This is a genomic window from Pseudarthrobacter sp. J1763 (assembly GCF_050490295.1).
GTDB lineage: Bacteria > Actinomycetota > Actinomycetes > Actinomycetales > Micrococcaceae > JBNPEO01.
This window is the reverse complement of record NZ_JBNPEN010000001.1, coordinates 163,602-179,842: the sequence shown is the minus strand read 5'-3', so window position 1 is coordinate 179,842 and position 16,241 is coordinate 163,602. Positions and strand designations below refer to the sequence as shown.

Genomic DNA, 16,241 nt, shown 5'->3' with positions numbered 1-16,241 from the left:
GTCCTCAGAAACGCTCAGAGGCCCAACCACTCGCGGAGTGCCCGCAAGCACTCACGGATGGCATCAGCACTGACGTGTTCGTTGTCCTTGTGGGCCAACAAGGCGTCACCTGGTCCAAAATTAACGGCCGGAATTCCTAACTCGCTGAAGCGGGCAACGTCTGTCCAACCGTATTTTGGCTTGGGTTCGGCTCCCACCGCAGCAACGAATGACGCTGCAGCTGGATGGTTGAGTCCGGGCCGAGCACCTGATGCTGCGTCTGTGCGGACCACTTCAAATCCTTCCAGGAGCTCACGGACGTGGGCCTCTGCCTGATCCGGGGTTTTGTCTGGTGCAAAACGGTAGTTGATCTCAACCACGCAGCGGTCCGGAATGACGTTGCCAGCAGTGCCACCGTTGATCTTTACGGCGTTGAGGCTTTCCCTGTAATCCAAGCCATCTACGTTGATGGTGGCTGGGGTGTAGGCGGCTAGGCGAGACAGAATCGGGGCGGCTTTGTGGATTGCATTGCTGCCCATCCATGCTCGCGCGGAATGCGCCGTTTCCCCGGAGGTTGTGACTTCAAATCGGCTGGTCCCGTTACAGCCGCCCTCCACCGTGCCGTTGGTTGGTTCCAAAAGAATGGCGAAGTCACCGTGCAGCAGTTCAGGAGCGTTGCGAACCAACCGGCCCAAGCCGGACTTAGACGCTTCAACTTCTTCGTGGTCGTAAAACACAAAGGTGACGTCCTTGCCCGGGCGAGATCCGGCGTCGAACATTGTGGCAGCGAGCGATAGTTGAACCGCCACACCACCTTTCATGTCCGTTGCACCGCGCCCGTAGAGCGTTCCGTGCCCGGGCTCCCCGTCCCAGCTTGAGGGCACCGTGCCGCGTGCACCTTCAACCGTAGGCAGCGGGACAGTGTCCAGGTGGCCAGCGAGAATCACACGCTCCGGCAGCCCTAAATTGCTGCGGGCCACGATTGAATCGCCGTCCCGGGTCACCTCAAGGCCGTTGATCTGGCGCAATGCAGCCTCTACGGCGTCGGCAAGGGGCAGTTCGTTTTCGGAGACGCTGTTGATGTCCATCAGTGCAGCGGTGAGGAGCGAAACATCTTGGCGAAGATCAAGTTCAATAGTCACGTTTCCACCCTATCCTCCGCCCCGCCGCAGCACTCGTTAGACTGTAACCATGACTTCTTCTGCCCCGGAATCTGCCGTGCCCGAATCCCTTGAGAACACCAATTCTGCTGAAACCGTTGCAGCCTCACGCAGCGCACATGGTTTTGGAATTGCCACCATCGCCATGCGCGGCGAGGACGCTACTGTCTTGGACGTCTGGTTCCCGGCCCCCGCACTGGGCGAAGCAGCCCAGAATCTCCGCTCCGTTGAAGCAGCTGACGCTGAGCTAACAGCCCTTGCAGCCGATGGCGCTGATCCGGACCGCGGCACCGTGCAGAGTGTGGTTTTTGTCCAGATCAATCTTGATGAGGCGCCTGCAGACACCGCCGACGCATACTTGCGTCTTCACCTTCTCTCGCACCGATTGGTGGCCCCGAACACCATCAATCTGGACGGCATCTTTGGCAAACTGCCCAACGTGGTGTGGACCAACTTTGGCCCGGCACTGCCCGAAGGCTTTGAACTCACCCGCGCCCGTTTGCGCAAGCGTGGACAGGTCACTGTCTACAGCTTGGACAAGTTCCCGCGCATGGTTGACTACGTGATCCCCAGCGGCGTTCGTATTGCAGACGCTGACCGGGTCCGTTTGGGCGCGCACCTTGCTGAAGGCACCACCGTGATGCACGAAGGTTTTGTGAACTTCAACGCAGGGACCCTGGGCTCCTCAATGGTTGAGGGCCGTATCTCAGCCGGTGTTGTAGCTGGCGATGGAACGGACGTTGGTGGTGGTGCTTCGATTATGGGTACCCTCTCCGGCGGCGGTAAAGAGCGTATTGCTTTGGGTGAACGTGTACTTTTGGGTGCCAACTCGGGTGTGGGAATCAGCATTGGTGATGACTCAGTGGTTGAAGCTGGGCTTTACGTCACCGCTGGTACTCGTGTGCGGGTTCACGGCCCTAAGGACGCTGATGGGGAAGACACTCAGCAGATTGTTAAAGCTGTGGAACTTTCTGGTGTTCCTAACTTGTTGTTCCGCCGTAATTCGAGCACGGGCGAGGTTGAAGTACTTCCCCGCAAGGGTCAAACTGTGGCCCTGAACGAGGCATTGCACGCTAACTAATTAACCCACAACAACCGAAGGGCGCCCCTCGTGGCTCGTAGACGCCGCATTAGGCGATGGCTCACTGGTGGGCTGCTTTTGGCGCTGGTGGGAGGCGGTATTTTTACCGCGTACCAAGTGATGCAGCGGAGCGATGCTGTGATTACCGAGAGCTGCACAGCAAAGGTCGGGTCTGAGTCGTATTCCTTAGCACTTGATCAAACAGCCAATGCCTCGCTCATTTCCGCTATTGCAGTGCGCCGGTCCTTACCAGCTAGGGCTGCATCAATTGCTTTGGCAACCTCGCTACAAGAGTCCAAGCTGCGCAATATCGACTACGGGGACACCGCCGGTCCGGATTCGCGTGGTTTGTTCCAGCAACGCCCCTCGCAGGGTTGGGGCACCGAGGCTCAAGTGATGGATCCGGTGTATGCCACCAATGCGTTCTATGACGTCCTGATCAAAGTTGAAGGCTACGAGTCCTTGCCTATCACCGAGGCAGCCCAAAAGGTTCAACGCTCTGCCTTCCCTGACGCGTACGCGGATCACGAACCTGAGGGCAGGGCCTTCGCCTCAGCGCTAACCGGGCAGTCTGGTGCGGGGTTGGATTGTGTTCTGCGCCCCGCAGACGCCAATGACGGCCCCGGAGCCGTGAGTACCGAAATGGACGCCGCTTTTGGCGCTCAAGACGGTACCGTCAACGGCGCAACATTGTCCGTCCCAGCTGCCGGCGCCCAAGGCTGGGCCGTGGCCAACTGGGCTGTTGCCAACGCAAAGTCATTGGGGATTACTCGAGTCTGCTTTGGTGGCCAAGCGTGGGACCGCCACGCGCGCAATGGCTGGCAGGCTGCTGATTCTTCCCAAAGTGCAGTGCAGATCAGCACCTACGCTCCCACGGTTTCTTCCACACCCTAGGTCCCTTATGCACCCTCAGGCCTGTGGCTATACCAGCAACTCCACCACTGGCTGAACATAGCTGCGGAAGATCTCTGGCTGTGACAACAAATTGTGGCTCATAATCATAGTGTCAGGTTCTAGGTACCAGGCACGCTCTTCGCAAAGCGGGAGCTCAATAATGGACAGCTCAAAGTTCCGCGGCGAACGTCCGAGTTCCAGTTCGCGATCTTGCACCATGTCTTGGAGTATTCCCGAGACACCGCTGACATAACGCTCGCTCTGCAGTTTTTTGTATTCAAGGGAGCGCTTCTGAACCCACTCCAACGCTGCCCCGTAGTGAGCCTGAAATACACGCTGTAGTGCAGGTGAGTTTTCAAACTGACCAAAAGCTTCAGGATCCAGACCCGGGTCCACGGCGAAGTCGGTGGTGTGCGGGTTCTTTACTAGTGCCCTCCACCAGTTTTCCCATTCGATCCGCAGCGCTTCCTGACCGCCCACTGGGGCTGTTAGATGATGATGGTCCACCGGGTGGACTCGCGGACTCGCTTTCGAGATGGCGGGCTCACCAGCCCCCACCAGGCCTGCTGCGTCACGTACGTAGAGCGCGGTCATCATCGCTGGGGAAGTATCCATGGTGATTTTCCACGCCGCGCCACCGTTTTGCTGCATCGCAATGCCTCCCTTGGCATAGGTACAGCTTCAGTGTATTCCTGCCTTCGCCGAACGTTAATGGTCCGGCTGGAGCCTACGCCCTGGCGAGAAACCGTAGTTGACGGGTCAAAACGGCACGGCACGTCTGCTCATCCAGCCACTGAGGTTGCAAGAGTGCGTGGACACTGAGGCCATCCACCGTAGACATCAACAATTCAGCGTCCACCACCAGTGCGTCTAGGTCTTGGGCTGCGGCAGGTCCGCGCAGTGCAGTGATGAGTTGACCAACGGCGGCACCCACCCCACGATGGCTACGCGCGGCTTCCGCGGCAAAAACGTCTTTGATGCGTGCAGCGTTGCGGAATGCCAACCAGACGCACGTGTCTGTGGCTCGTTCTTCCCCAATGGGCAAAAGCTCGCTCAGCATGTGCAGTGCGGCTGTTTCGATTGCCTCGGTGCCAGCTCCAGCATCGACGGCTTTCTGGAGGTTATCGGCAGCGATTTCTACTCTATCTAGGATGCGGTCCACAACGGTGGCGAACGTGTGAATCAGGAGTTCATCACTGCTGCGGAAGTAGTGCCGAACGGATCCAACAGCCAACTCGGATTCCTCAGCCACTTCACGCAAGGAAGCTCGTTCCAGCCCATCAGCCACAACAATTCTGAAAACTGCGTCAACGATGTCCTGCCGCCGGCGGTCCGGGTCTACATATTTAGGCACTTATCGTTTTTAGCACGGGTGAGCTTCAAAAGTTGTTAAGCTGACGTTCCGCGCCGTGTTGGCTCATGGGATAGCGTATTGCCATGAGTATTTTGGTCACCGGAGGCACCGGTTATATCGGCTCCCACACCGTTCTTGCACTACTTGAAGCAGGGCACGAGGTTGTGGTTTTGGACAACCTCGCTAATTCGTCCGAGGAGTCCTTGGCCCGGGTAGCTGAGCTAACGGGCAAAAAGGCAACTTTTCACCTCGCGGACCTGAATGACACGGCCGCCCTTGAAAAGGTGTTCGAAGCTCACTCCATCACGGCAGTGATCCACTTCGCGGGCCTCAAAGCGGTTGGCGAATCTGTTGCGGAACCGTTGAACTACTACTTCAATAACGTTGCTGGCACCATCAGCCTTCTGCGCACCATGGAAAAGTATGAAGTCCGCACCATCGTCTTCTCCTCCTCAGCAACCGTGTACGGCAATGACAACCCCGTGCCGCTGATCGAAAAAATGGCCATGGACGCCACCAACCCCTATGGGCGCACCAAGGAACAGATCGAGGACATCCTCAACGATCTCGGCGATTCCGACCCGCGTTGGAGCGTAGCCCTTCTGCGCTACTTCAATCCGGTGGGCGCTCACGAATCTGGCCGTATTGGTGAGGACCCGGCGGGTATCCCCAACAACCTGGTTCCTTTTGTGGCGCAAGTGGCTGTGGGACGCCGCGAGAAGGTTATGGTCTTCGGCAGTGACTACCCCACCCCTGACGGCACTGGAGTCCGGGACTACATCCACGTGGTTGACCTTGCAGCTGGCCACCTCGCGGCCCTGAATTACATTAGTGAGCACAAGGGTGTCCGCCGGTGGAACCTCGGTACTGGCAAGGGCTCCTCAGTATTGGAGGTTTTGGCATCCTTCGGTAAAGCCGTCGGCAAGCCGATCCCCTACGAGTTGGCTCCACGCCGCCCTGGCGACGCTGCGGAGAGCTACGCGGACACTTCCGCAGCTCTGGCAGACCTCGGCTGGTCCGCCGTGAAGAACCTGGACCAGATGTGTGAAGACCACTGGCGCTGGCAGAAGAACAACCCGCAGGGTTACAACGCCTCTTAACCCCAACGCGGGGTCACTTACGGCCCTTTAAGTCCGCTTACATGGGCCGTAAGTGACCCCGCGTTGCTTAAGCTACGACGACGGCCGGTACCTTTCTTTCGAAAGGTACCGGCCGTCGTCGTCATTCTTAGAATTATTTAGCAGCCATCTAAGTGGGCTACCGGCACACTACCGTGCGGGGTAGTCGCGCTCCGGCTCGCCAATGTACAGCTGACGCGGGCGGCCAATCTTTGTCTGCGGGTCCTGAGTCATTTCGCGCCACTGGGCAATCCAGCCCGGCAAGCGACCAATGGCAAAGAGGACTGTAAACATCTTCTCCGGGAAACCCATGGCCTTATAGATCAGGCCGGTGTAGAAGTCCACGTTCGGGTAGAGCTTGCGCTGGATGAAGTAGTCATCATTGAGCGCCTTCTCTTCCAAACGAAGGGCGATGTCCAGCATCTCGTCGTTTCCGCCGAGCTTGCTGAGGATCTCGTGGGCCGTAGCCTTGACGATCTTGGCGCGCGGGTCATAGTTCTTGTAAACACGGTGCCCAAAGCCCATCAGTCGGACGCCGTCTTCCTTGTTCTTGACCTTCTCCATGTAGTCCTCAGGCTTGGTGCCGTCGGCTTGGATCTGGCGAAGCATCTTCAGCACAGCCTCGTTGGCTCCGCCGTGCGCGGGGCCGGACAGGGCGTGAATGCCAGCGGAGACGGAGGCGAAAAGGTTTGCATCCGAGGAACCCACCAGACGAACTGTGGAGGTAGAGCAGTTCTGTTCGTGGTCAGCGTGCAGGATCAGCAACAGGTCAAGGGCCTTGACCACCACCGGGTCCATCTCGTACTGCTCCGCAGGTAGGCCGAAGCTCAGCCGCAAGAAGTTCTCCACCAAGTTGTGGGAGTTGTCCGGGTACAGCATGGGCTGGCCAATGGACTTCTTGTGAGCGTACGCGGCGATAACCGGCAGCTTTGCCATCAGGCGAATGGTGGACAGCTCAACCTGCTCAGCATTCTTGGGGTCCAGCGAGTCCTGGTAGAAAGTGGACAACGCCGACACGGCCGAGGAAAGCACGGGCATGGGGTGCGCGTCGCGCGGGAAGCCGCTGAAGAAGCCCTTGAGTTCTTCGTGCAGCAGTGTGTGGTGGCGGATCTTCTGATCGAATTCTTCAAGCTCGGTGGCACTGGGCACGTTGCCGTAGATCAGCAGGTAGGACACTTCTAGAAAGCTGGAGTGCTGCGCCAACTGTTCGATCGGGTATCCGCGGTAACGCAGGATTCCCTCATCGCCGTCGATGTAGGTGATGGCAGACTTTGTTGCTGCGGTGTTCATGAAGCCGGGGTCAAAGGTGACTGCGCCCGTCTGCTTCAGCAGCTTTGAAACGTCGTAACCTTCGTTTCCTTCAACAACCTGGATGCGGGGCAATTCAAGCTCGCCGCCGGCATGGCGCAGGGTTGCGCTAGTGGTCTCAGTCATGGAGTCCCCTTCATGAGGTTTCAAAGCCTCTAATAGAACGCTTCTTCAACTTCTCGTGGCGGCGCCCGTCAGCTGGTTCAACTCGTGAGTCAAAGCAGAGACTTCAAAGTGCTGGGCTGCAGCTTTCTTGTGGAAAGCCACCACGATAGTCACTAATAAACTACCGCCAAGCAGGCAGGCATCACTAATCCGGGTGCCTCATTTAAGGGGAAAATGACGCCGAATGTGAACCACGCCACAAGATTGTTACTGACGCGTAGCCAAGCGGTGAGCCGCGGCCGCGATCCCTTCATCTGTAGCCGTCAGCGCGATCCGCACATATCCGTTACCAGCCTCGCCGTAGAAAACTCCCGGGCCCGCCACAATCCCCAGATCTGCAAGCCTGCCGATGGTGTCCCAAGTGGGCTCCCCCGCCGTGCACCACAGGTACAAGCCAGCGTTGGATCCATGGATGGTCAAGCCAAATGCTTCAAGTGCTGGGATAAGAAGTTCGCGGCGTTTGCGGTACAAATCCTTCTGAGTTTGGACATGCTGGTCCTCGCCCAGCGCCACTCGCAAAGCCTCTTGCACCGGGTACGGGACAATCATTCCGGCGTGTTTGCGGCTGTTCACAAGGTTGGCCATAATCACCGGATCACCTGCCACAAACGACGCGCGGTAGCCGGCCAGATTGGACTGCTTGCTCAGTGAATAGACGCTCAGCAAACCTTCGCTGCTGCCACCGCTGATCTGGGGATCCAAGATGCTGGGAACCGCTTGGCCACCCCGCTGTGCGTCCCATTCACCCCAGCCAAGTTCGGCATAGCATTCGTCAGAGGCCACCACGGCACCAAGCTCGCGGGCTTGGGCTACTAGAGCTTGAAGTTCTGCGGCAGAACGGACTGTTCCGGTGGGGTTGCCCGGGGAGTTAACCCAGATGAGCTTCACGCGTGAGCGAGTGTCGTCGTCGAGCCCGTCCAAGGTATCAGCGGCCACGGCGCGGGCGCCGGCAAACCGAGCACCAATGTCATAGGTGGGATAGGCAACGGCGGGCCGCACCACCACGTCCTCGGCAGTCAGTCCCAGAAGGAACGGCAGCCAAGCTACCAGCTCCTTCGAACCCAACGTTGGCATAACTGCCTCAGGGTCGAGGCCAGGGACGTTTCGGCGGCGGGCATACCAGTCCACAATCGCTTGGCGCAGACCAGCTGTGCCGTGGACCGTAGGGTACCCGGGGGCATCCGAAGCCGCAGCAAGGGCCTCACGAATCACGACCGGCGTGGGGTCCACTGGTGTACCAATGGACAAGTTCACAGCACCGTCAGGGTGCTCAGCAGCACGCTTGAGGTACGGTGCCATGGCCTCCCAGGGGTACTCCGGCAGGCTCAGCCCAAAGTTCTCCGAGGGGAAGGCCATTAGTGATCTTGGTTTTGTGGCGGCAACGCGGCAATAAAGGGGTGATCTGTTCCCGTGTTGCCGATCTTCGCTGCTCCACCGGGGGAACCAAGATCATCAAAGAATTCAACGTTGGCCTTGTAGTACTCGGCCCACTCGTCAGGGGTGTCATCCTCGTAGTAGATGGCTTCTACGGGGCAAACAGGTTCGCAAGCACCGCAGTCCACACACTCGTCGGGGTGGATGTAGAGAGTTCGCTCGCCTTCGTAAATGCAGTCAACAGGGCATTCCTCGATACATGCCTTGTCCTTAACATCTACGCACGGCTGTGCGATTACATACGTCACGTCCCGACCTCTCTTTCTGGCACGCCCGGCCGTTGGAGTACACCGGGGCGCTACTGCAGTCTACCTACCTTATTATCCCCCACCCCCCTCAGCGCTAAGTCATTACGCCCGCTTACCATTGAGTTGTGTCACTCTCTAAGCTCCGCGGGGTTCCCCTTCTAGTCAGCGCCCCGTTGGGCACCCGCGTGGTTGTGCGCCACAGGCTCGACGACGGCGCACTCAGCGATGCTCTCGGCGAGCTTTCAGCGCGGGACTACACCGCCGCAGAGAGCCCCAGGATTGTAGTCTCTAGCAGAAGCGGAGAGATCAGCATCCTGCTGGACCGTGTGACCCTAGCCAAGCCGGTCCCGCCTCCCCCGGCGCGGAACGTCAGCCCAGCAGGAACCTGAGGAAAAAGAATGATCTAATCAGGAAAACCACCGCGAATACCGGGCTACAGGCGAGCGAGTAGCGCCCCAAACTAATAACAAAGGCGCCGTGCACCATAGGGAAAAACCCTACGGCACACGGCGCCTTTGTTCAGACTGAAGCTATGCGCGTGCGCGGCTACGTGCTGCCTTGGCCCGCTCGCTGGCGTCAAGGATGAGCTTGCGGATGCGAACTGCCTCCGGAGTAACCTCAACGCACTCGTCTTCGCGAGCGAATTCGAGTGACTCTTCGAGGGTCAGGACCTTCGGCGGGGTCATGTTTTCGAAGGTGTCCGAGGAAGCAGCACGCATGTTGGTGAGCTGCTTTTCACGGGTGATGTTCACGTCCATGTCGTCGGCGCGGGAGTTCTCGCCAACGATCATGCCCTCGTAAACCTCAGAGGTGGGCTGAACGAAGAAGGTCATACGTTCCTGGAGCTTGATCATTGCGAACGGAGTGACCACGCCTGCACGGTCAGCCACGATCGAACCGTTGGTGCGGTATTCGATGGGGCCGGCCCACGGCTCGTAGCCCTCAGCCAAGGACGAAGCGATACCGGCACCACGGGTGTCGGTCAGGAAGCGGGTACGGAAACCGATCAGACCACGGGCAGGAACAATGAATTCCATACGGCACCAGCCGGTACCGTGGTTCGCCATGTTGGTCATGCGGCCCTTACGAGCAGCCATCAGCTGAGTCACTGCACCCAAGTACTCTTCGGGTACGTCGATGGTCATGTGTTCCATCGGCTCGTGAACCTTGCCGTCAACAGTCTTGGTAACAACCTGCGGCTTACCAACGGTCAGCTCGAAGCCTTCGCGACGCATCTGCTCAACGAGGATGGACAGTGCCAATTCGCCACGGCCCTGAACTTCCCAAGCATCCGGACGCTCGGTGGGGAGAACGTTCAAAGAAACGTTACCCACGAGCTCCTTGTCCAAACGATCCTTTACCTGGCGGGCAGTGACCTTGTGGCCCTTGACCTTGCCGGCGATCGGGGACGTGTTGATACCGATGGTCATGGAGATTGCCGGCGGGTCAACGGTGATCAACGGCAACGGAGCCGGGTTCTCAACGTCGGTCAGGGTCTCACCAATGGTGATGTCCTCGATACCTGCAACAGCAACGATCTCACCGGGGCCAGCAGACTCTGCCGGAACGCGGGTCAATGCCTGGGTAGCCAACAGTTCGGTGATCTTTACCGACTTGGTGGTTCCATCAGCGCGGCACCAAGCAACCGTCTGGCCCTTGGTCAGGGTGCCGTTGAAGATACGCAGCAGTGCCAAACGACCCAAGAACGGGGAAGCGTCCAAGTTGGTGACGTGCGCCTGCAGAACACCTTCCGGGTTGTAGGTAGGTGCCGGGATGTGCTCGATGATGGTCTTGAACAACGGCTCAAGGTCCTCGTTGTCCGGAGCAGTACCGTTCTCAGGCTGAACGGTGGACGCACGGCCCAACTTGCCGGATGCGTAAACAACCGGAACGTTCAATACGGCGTCGAGGTCCAAGTCAGGAACTTCGTCAGCCATGTCCGAAGCGAGACCCAAAAGAAGGTCCATGGACTCGGCAACAACCTCTTCGATGCGAGCATCGGGACGGTCGGTCTTGTTAACCAAGAGGATTACCGGCAACTTGGCAGCGAGTGCCTTACGGAGCACAAAGCGAGTCTGGGGCAGCGGGCCCTCAGAAGCGTCAACGAGGAGAACAACACCGTCAACCATGGACAGACCGCGCTCAACCTCGCCACCGAAGTCGGCGTGGCCCGGGGTGTCAATAACGTTGATGGTCATAACCTGACCGTCAGCGGAAGGACCGTTGTAAGCAACGGTGGTGTTCTTGGCGAGAATGGTAATTCCCTTTTCGCGCTCAAGGTCACCGGAGTCCATAACGCGGTCTGCAACTTCACCGTGGGAAGCGAAGGAGTGCGTCTGCTTGAGCATTGCGTCGACCAGGGTGGTCTTTCCGTGGTCAACGTGGGCAACGATTGCTACGTTGCGCAGGTCGCTGCGTGAGGCGGTGTTTGCCCCGGCGGTAGCGGTGGTTTCAGACATGCGTTATGGCTCGATTCAGTGGTGAAGTCAGCTGTTTTATCGCGCCATTTCCCGGCCGGAATACCGGACGCAGCGCAGTGGACACCCCCTAATGTCAAGGGGAACTCCCTCTATTCTAGCTGGTGAGTATTTGGGCTGGCGAACTCGCGGCATCAGGCAGGTGGCTCAGGGTTACCAGATTGTAAGAAATCTCTTGGCAGAAAGTGGTCAAGGTCACTGGATATTGGCCTCAAATGCGCCCATTATGACTGTGACGCGCTGTTCGATCAGCGCATTTTTAGTGGGGAAAAGATGATCAAACGTACCGTGCGAACCCGTTTCGCGGTTCCCGTGCTCACCGGGGCCGTATTGCTCGGCGTGTGCGCACCCGCAGTGGTTCAAAACATGTACGACGCCGGCACATCGGCTTCCGCTTCTAAAGTCACCGCTGCTAGGCCGGCAGGACTCGGCGGCGCCGGTTCGCTTTCAGCCGGAGGTGCCGCACGCACTGCCGGTTCAGGCACCGCGGGCAGCGGCGCCGGAACTAACGGTGTTGGCGACCAGCCGGACCTTACCGCCCAAGGCAACAACTCGGCGTCGAACATTATTGCTGCAGGGCTGGCGGATGGCACTTTGGTGCGCAACCCTCGCAATGACCGGATCGAGCGAGTGGTTCCTGATATCAGCCGGACTGCTTTGCTGATTGGCGATTCGCAAGCGGCCGGCGCAGCCGGAGTCCCGGGTGAGCGGACGTGGCCGCGGCAAGGTTTAAACCGTGTGGGTTACAAGGTGTACTTCGTGGGCGGAGGCGGAACGGGCTACATGGCCGCTAACTCCACCACTGGCAACTATTACGATGCGCTGCAGCACGGTGACTGGTATCTACCCTCGAGCGCTCCACAGCTAGTGGTCTTTGAAGGCGGCGGCAACGACGCAGCCCGTGGTTATAACAACGAGGAAATTGTGGCCAATGCGGACAAGTTAGTGGCCAGCCTTCAAGTTCGCTACCCCACCTCTAAATTCCTGATGTTAGGCACACTTGCTCGTTCACAGAACGACGGCGGCGGGCGCCGTCACGAGGTTGACACCGTTTTAGCGTCGGTAGCGAAAAAACACGGTATCCCGTTTGTGAGCGCCGGCAATTGGATTACCCAGTACAACTTGGGATCCGACCTCGCGGACAGAGTCCACATGAAAATGACAGGTCACAACAAACTGGCAACCATCTTCTCGAACAAACTAAAGGCGATAAACCTGCAAGCACGCTAGCGTTTCTCAACGCACAAGGGGCGGTCCACACCAATGGTGTGGACCGCCCCTTTGTGCTTGGACTAACAGCTACGGAGCTGACGCCTAGGCGACTAGCTCCTCAGCAACTAGTGCCTAGGCGACTGGCTCCTAGGCGACCTCGGGAGGAAGCATCAGCGTTGCGCCGGGGATGGCGTTCAGCAATGCCTTGGTGTAGTCGCGCTGCGGGTTTTCGAATACCTCGTCAGTGGTGCCAACCTCAACCAGCTTGCCCTTTTCCATCACGCATACCTCGTCCGCGATCTGGCGAACAACGGCGAGGTCGTGAGTAATAAACAAGTAGGTCAGGCCAAGGCGTGCCTGAAGATCAGCCAACAAGTTCAGGACCTGCGCTTGGACCAAAACGTCCAGCGCCGAGACTGCCTCGTCGCAAATGATCACTTCAGGGTCCAGCGCCAATGCGCGCGCAATTGCCACACGCTGACGCTGACCACCGGAGAGCTCGTTCGGGAAGCGACGCATGGTGGACTGTGGCAGTGCCACCTGATCCAAGAGTTCGCGTACCTTCTTTTCGCGGCTGGCTTTATCGCCAATATTGTGGGTCCGCAGTGGTTCTTCGATGGTCCGGAAGATGTTGTACATCGGATCCAAAGAACCGTATGGGTCCTGGAAGATCGGCTGAACACGACGACGGAACTTAAACAGCTCCTTCGCGTTCAGCGTGGAGGTGTCCACACCGTCAAAAATGATGGATCCCTCGGTGGGTTCCAAAAGATTCAGAACCATCTGAGCCACGGTGGACTTTCCGGAACCGGACTCCCCCACAATGGCCGTAGTGGTTCCGCGTTTGACGCTAAATGACACATCATCCACGGCGGTGAAGTCGGTTGTTTTGACCAGGCCTGAGCGCAGCTTAAAGACCTTGGTGAGGTTCTTGATCTGAAGAACTTCGGAGGGAAGTTCCTTAGCAACAATGGCTTCACCCGAGTTGAGAACCTCATCGCTTTCGATGCCCTGTTCCTTCGCGACCTGAATACGGCGCGAAGCCAACGACGGCGCCGAAGACACCAAACGCTGGGTGTAAGGGTGCTGCGGGTTGCGCAACAGCTCGAGTGACGGGCCAGCCTCAACAACTTCGCCGCGGTACATAACCACAACTTTGTCTGCACGCTCGGCTGCAAGGCCAAGGTCGTGAGTGATGAGGAGAACCGAAGTACCCAATTCAGTGGTCATCTTGTCCAAGTGATCCAAGATCTGGCGCTGGACAGTAACGTCCAAAGCCGAAGTTGGCTCATCCGCAATCAAGAGACGCGGCTGGCAAGACAAACCAATGGCGATCAACGCACGCTGACGCATACCGCCGGAGAATTCGTGCGGGTACTGGTTGGCGCGACGCTTAGCATCGGGCAAACCAGCTTCAGCAAGAACCTTGGCAATGTCGTCAGGACCGCTGGGCAAACCATTAGCCTTGAGGGTTTCCTTGACCTGGAAACCGATCTTCCAGACCGGGTTCAGGTTGGACATGGGGTCCTGGGGAACCATACCGATGGTGTTACCGCGCAGCTCGATCATTCGACGCTCGGAAGCGTGCGAGATGTCTTCGCCGTCGAGCAGGATCTGCCCGCCCGAGACTCGACCGTTGCCAGGCAACAGGCCAATAGCCGCCAGGGCGGTTGTTGACTTACCCGAACCGGACTCACCAACGATGGCCACGGTCTCGCCGGGCATAATCGTCAAGTGAGCGTTACGGACAGCATTAACGTCACCGTTGCTGGTGGCGAAGGTGATGGCAAGATCGCGAATTTCCAAGAGGGGCTTTACTGCGTCCCCTCCGACTTCCTTAATCGGAGTCGAGTTACTCATGGCCTCCCCTTTCATCGCTTGCGCGCTTTGGGATCAAGGGCGTCACGCAGTGCGTCACCGAGCATAATAAAGCTCAAAACGGTGATACAAAGCGCAATTGCCGGGTACAGCAAGGGGAACGGGTTCGAGCGCAGGTTGTTCTGAGCCGAGTTGATGTCGTTACCCCAAGACATAACGCTTGGCGGCAACCCAATTCCCAAGAATGAAAGCGTTGACTCGGCGACGATAAACGTACCCAAGGAAATGGTGGCCACAACGATGATCGGGGCCAATGAATTCGGCAATACGTGACGCATCAAGGAACCCATACGCGAAACACCCAAAGAGCGAGCGGCAGTAACGAAGTCGGCGTTACGGACTTCAATTACTGCACCACGTGTAATTCGTGCAATCTGGGGCCAACCGAAAGTGGTCAACACAGCGACCAGAGTCCATACGGAAGCATTACCGCGGAAGAACGGCAACTGCATCATCACGATGGAACCCAGGATCAACGGCAGCGCAAAGAAGATGTCGTTGATGCGAGCCAGAACAGAGTCAACCCAGCCACCGAAAAACCCGGCAAGGGCCCCGACGATGCCACCGATGATCAACACACCAATCGTGGTCAGAAGACCAACCGTCACCGAGGACTGTGTGCCGTAAATAATGCGGGCGTAAACGTCGCATCCCTGCTGAGTGAAGCCCAAGGGATGGCCAGCCGATGGGCCGCCGTCCGAGTTACTCAACTGGCACGAGTCTGAGGCTGGGTTGATGCCAGAGAAGAGTTGCGGAAAGAGCGAAACAAGGACAACCAAGATAATCAGGAAGGCCGAGATCAAGAACAAGGGCTGAGTGCGCAAATTCTTCCAAGCTTCGCCCCACAAGCTCAGCGGCGCACGGTCGTCTTTAACGGAGTCGACAGCGCGGAGCGTGGTGGAATCGAACTTTGCAACAAAGTGCTCGGCCGGGTATCGGTTGGCCCGTGGCGCAACCGGGTTTGTTTCATTGGAATTAGGCGTCATAACGAATCCTCGGGTCAAGCCATGCGTACAAAAGGTCCACAAGCAGGTTTGATACGCAATAGATCAAAACCAACACGGTAATGATAGAGACCACTGTGGGCCCTTCACCCGTGAGTACTGCACGGTAAAGCCGGTTACCCACGCCGGGAACGTTGAAGATACCTTCGGTCACAATAGCGCCACCCATGAGGCTGCCAAGGTCTGCTCCCAAAAAGGTGATTACGGGAATCAGCGAGTTACGGAGAATGTGAACGCGGACAACTCGTGAACGCGAAAGGCCTTTGGCCGTTGCCGTGCGGACATAGTCAGCACTCATGTTTTCAAGCACGCTGGTGCGGGTAAGCCGCAGAACGTAAGCGAAAGACGCCAGGCCCAAAACAATCGCGGGAAGGATCAAGTCTTGGATACTGGCTGCGGAGCTGACCGTGGGTTTAGCCCAACCGAGCTTCACACCGATGGTGAACTGCAGCAAGAAACCGAGCACAAAGATCGGGATACCAATCACGATCAGCGAGGCGACCAACACGGTTGCATCAAAGAGCTTGCCTTTTCGCAGGCCCGCAATCAAACCGAAAATGATGCCAAAAACGGCTTCAAAGATCAGCGCCATAATGGCCAAACGAGCCGTGACTGGGAACACTTCACCCAGAACTGCGGCAATAGGCCGACCGGAGAAGTCCAAGCCCAAATCAAATGTGAAGATGCTCTTTAAGTAGAGCAAGTATTGGATCCAAAATGGCTGGTCCAAGTGATACTGGGCCCTCAGCTGGTTTGCAACGGCCTCGTTGACGGGCTTGTCGCCGAACAGCGCCGCAACCGGGTCACCGGGCAAGCTGAAGACGAGGAAATACACAAGGAGCGTTGCTCCAAGGAAAACTGGGATGAGTTGCAGGAAGCGCTTCAGAATGTATGTAGTCATCGCTGAGCGTCACCTCCAACGGCACGCA

The 16,241-nt window shown here is 57.8% G+C and carries 15 protein-coding genes; 5 read left to right on the top strand and 10 right to left on the bottom strand.

The genetic code is table 11. The annotated features are described in order from the left end of the window. Positions 1–14: 14 nt before the first annotated feature. Complete coding sequence (dapE, locus tag ACQQCD_RS00910; RefSeq protein ID WP_430266509.1) at positions 15–1,121, bottom strand: succinyl-diaminopimelate desuccinylase; 1,107 nt, start codon at positions 1,119–1,121, stop codon at positions 15–17. 49 nt (positions 1,122–1,170) lie between these two features. Between dapE and dapD the strand changes: the two genes are divergently transcribed. Beyond that, the gene (gene dapD / locus ACQQCD_RS00905; RefSeq protein WP_430266508.1) at positions 1,171–2,220 is read left to right on the top strand and encodes a 2,3,4,5-tetrahydropyridine-2,6-dicarboxylate N-succinyltransferase; all 1,050 of its coding nucleotides are present in this window, start codon (positions 1,171–1,173) and stop codon (positions 2,218–2,220) included. 30 nt (positions 2,221–2,250) lie between these two features. Further along, entirely contained in the window at positions 2,251–3,114 is an 864-nt protein-coding gene (locus ACQQCD_RS00900) for a hypothetical protein (protein WP_430266507.1), read from the top strand. Between the two features lie 27 nt (positions 3,115–3,141). Here ACQQCD_RS00900 and ACQQCD_RS00895 read toward each other — a convergent pair whose 3' ends face one another. Both ACQQCD_RS00895 and ACQQCD_RS00890 read right to left on the bottom strand, forming a co-directional pair. Then, positions 3,142–3,765: a hypothetical protein gene (locus ACQQCD_RS00895; RefSeq protein ID WP_430266506.1), complete on the bottom strand. Its 624-nt coding sequence runs from the start codon at positions 3,763–3,765 to the stop codon at positions 3,142–3,144. A 76-nt stretch (positions 3,766–3,841) separates the two neighbouring features. Then, a complete protein-coding gene (locus tag ACQQCD_RS00890) occupies positions 3,842–4,468 on the bottom strand; it encodes a TetR/AcrR family transcriptional regulator (RefSeq protein ID WP_430266505.1) in 627 nt (208 codons plus the stop codon). 83 nt (positions 4,469–4,551) lie between these two features. Between ACQQCD_RS00890 and galE the strand changes: the two genes are divergently transcribed. Beyond that, positions 4,552–5,568: a UDP-glucose 4-epimerase GalE gene (gene galE / locus ACQQCD_RS00885; RefSeq protein WP_430266504.1), complete on the top strand. Its 1,017-nt coding sequence runs from the start codon at positions 4,552–4,554 to the stop codon at positions 5,566–5,568. A 168-nt stretch (positions 5,569–5,736) separates the two neighbouring features. Here galE and ACQQCD_RS00880 read toward each other — a convergent pair whose 3' ends face one another. The 3 genes from ACQQCD_RS00880 to fdxA all read right to left on the bottom strand — a co-directional run bounded on the left by ACQQCD_RS00880 (position 5,737) and on the right by fdxA (position 8,741). Continuing rightward, on the bottom strand, positions 5,737–7,020 hold the full coding sequence (locus tag ACQQCD_RS00880; RefSeq protein ID WP_430266503.1) for a citrate synthase: 1,284 nt from the start codon (positions 7,018–7,020) through the stop codon (positions 5,737–5,739). A gap of 246 nt (positions 7,021–7,266) precedes the next feature. Then, positions 7,267–8,415, bottom strand: a complete 1,149-nt coding sequence (gene dapC, locus ACQQCD_RS00875) for a succinyldiaminopimelate transaminase (RefSeq protein WP_430266502.1) — start codon at positions 8,413–8,415, stop codon at positions 7,267–7,269. Beyond that, the gene (fdxA, locus tag ACQQCD_RS00870) at positions 8,415–8,741 is read right to left on the bottom strand and encodes a ferredoxin (protein ID WP_430266501.1); all 327 of its coding nucleotides are present in this window, start codon (positions 8,739–8,741) and stop codon (positions 8,415–8,417) included. The genes dapC and fdxA overlap by 1 nt, the downstream gene beginning before the upstream one ends. A gap of 125 nt (positions 8,742–8,866) precedes the next feature. Here fdxA and ACQQCD_RS00865 point away from each other — a divergent pair, with 125 nt between their 5' ends. Further along, positions 8,867–9,130, top strand: coding sequence for a hypothetical protein (locus tag ACQQCD_RS00865; RefSeq protein ID WP_430266500.1), 264 nt, complete (start codon positions 8,867–8,869; stop codon positions 9,128–9,130). Positions 9,131–9,271: 141 nt separating this feature from the next. Here ACQQCD_RS00865 and typA read toward each other — a convergent pair whose 3' ends face one another. Beyond that, positions 9,272–11,200: a translational GTPase TypA gene (gene typA / locus ACQQCD_RS00860; protein WP_430266499.1), complete on the bottom strand. Its 1,929-nt coding sequence runs from the start codon at positions 11,198–11,200 to the stop codon at positions 9,272–9,274. A 291-nt stretch (positions 11,201–11,491) separates the two neighbouring features. On the opposite strand from typA, the gene ACQQCD_RS00855 reads away from it, so the two are divergent. Then, the gene (locus tag ACQQCD_RS00855; RefSeq protein WP_430266498.1) at positions 11,492–12,448 is read left to right on the top strand and encodes an SGNH/GDSL hydrolase family protein; all 957 of its coding nucleotides are present in this window, start codon (positions 11,492–11,494) and stop codon (positions 12,446–12,448) included. A 129-nt stretch (positions 12,449–12,577) separates the two neighbouring features. Here ACQQCD_RS00855 and ACQQCD_RS00850 read toward each other — a convergent pair whose 3' ends face one another. The 3 genes from ACQQCD_RS00850 to ACQQCD_RS00840 are packed head-to-tail and all read right to left on the bottom strand — an operon-like array spanning position 12,578 to position 16,213. After that, entirely contained in the window at positions 12,578–14,290 is a 1,713-nt protein-coding gene (locus ACQQCD_RS00850) for a dipeptide ABC transporter ATP-binding protein (RefSeq protein WP_430266497.1), read from the bottom strand. An 11-nt stretch (positions 14,291–14,301) separates the two neighbouring features. Further along, complete coding sequence (locus tag ACQQCD_RS00845) at positions 14,302–15,294, bottom strand: ABC transporter permease (protein WP_430266496.1); 993 nt, start codon at positions 15,292–15,294, stop codon at positions 14,302–14,304. After that, on the bottom strand, positions 15,284–16,213 hold the full coding sequence (locus ACQQCD_RS00840; RefSeq protein ID WP_430266495.1) for an ABC transporter permease: 930 nt from the start codon (positions 16,211–16,213) through the stop codon (positions 15,284–15,286). The genes ACQQCD_RS00845 and ACQQCD_RS00840 overlap by 11 nt, the downstream gene beginning before the upstream one ends. Between the last annotated feature and the right edge of the window lie 28 nt (positions 16,214–16,241).

Coding starts and splice junctions, on each gene's coding strand:
- dapD (WP_430266508.1), top strand. CDS start 1,171: ATGACTTCTTCTGCCCCGGAATCTGCCGTGCCCGAATCCCTTGAGAAC.
- ACQQCD_RS00895 (WP_430266506.1), bottom strand. CDS start 3,765: ATGCAGCAAAACGGTGGCGCGGCGTGGAAAATCACCATGGATACTTCC.
- galE (WP_430266504.1), top strand. CDS start 4,552: ATGAGTATTTTGGTCACCGGAGGCACCGGTTATATCGGCTCCCACACC.
- ACQQCD_RS00880 (WP_430266503.1), bottom strand. CDS start 7,020: ATGACTGAGACCACTAGCGCAACCCTGCGCCATGCCGGCGGCGAGCTT.
- dapC (WP_430266502.1), bottom strand. CDS start 8,415: ATGGCCTTCCCCTCGGAGAACTTTGGGCTGAGCCTGCCGGAGTACCCC.
- typA (WP_430266499.1), bottom strand. CDS start 11,200: ATGTCTGAAACCACCGCTACCGCCGGGGCAAACACCGCCTCACGCAGC.
- ACQQCD_RS00855 (WP_430266498.1), top strand. CDS start 11,492: ATGATCAAACGTACCGTGCGAACCCGTTTCGCGGTTCCCGTGCTCACC.
- ACQQCD_RS00850 (WP_430266497.1), bottom strand. CDS start 14,290: ATGAGTAACTCGACTCCGATTAAGGAAGTCGGAGGGGACGCAGTAAAG.
- ACQQCD_RS00845 (WP_430266496.1), bottom strand. CDS start 15,294: ATGACGCCTAATTCCAATGAAACAAACCCGGTTGCGCCACGGGCCAAC.
- ACQQCD_RS00840 (WP_430266495.1), bottom strand. CDS start 16,213: ATGACTACATACATTCTGAAGCGCTTCCTGCAACTCATCCCAGTTTTC.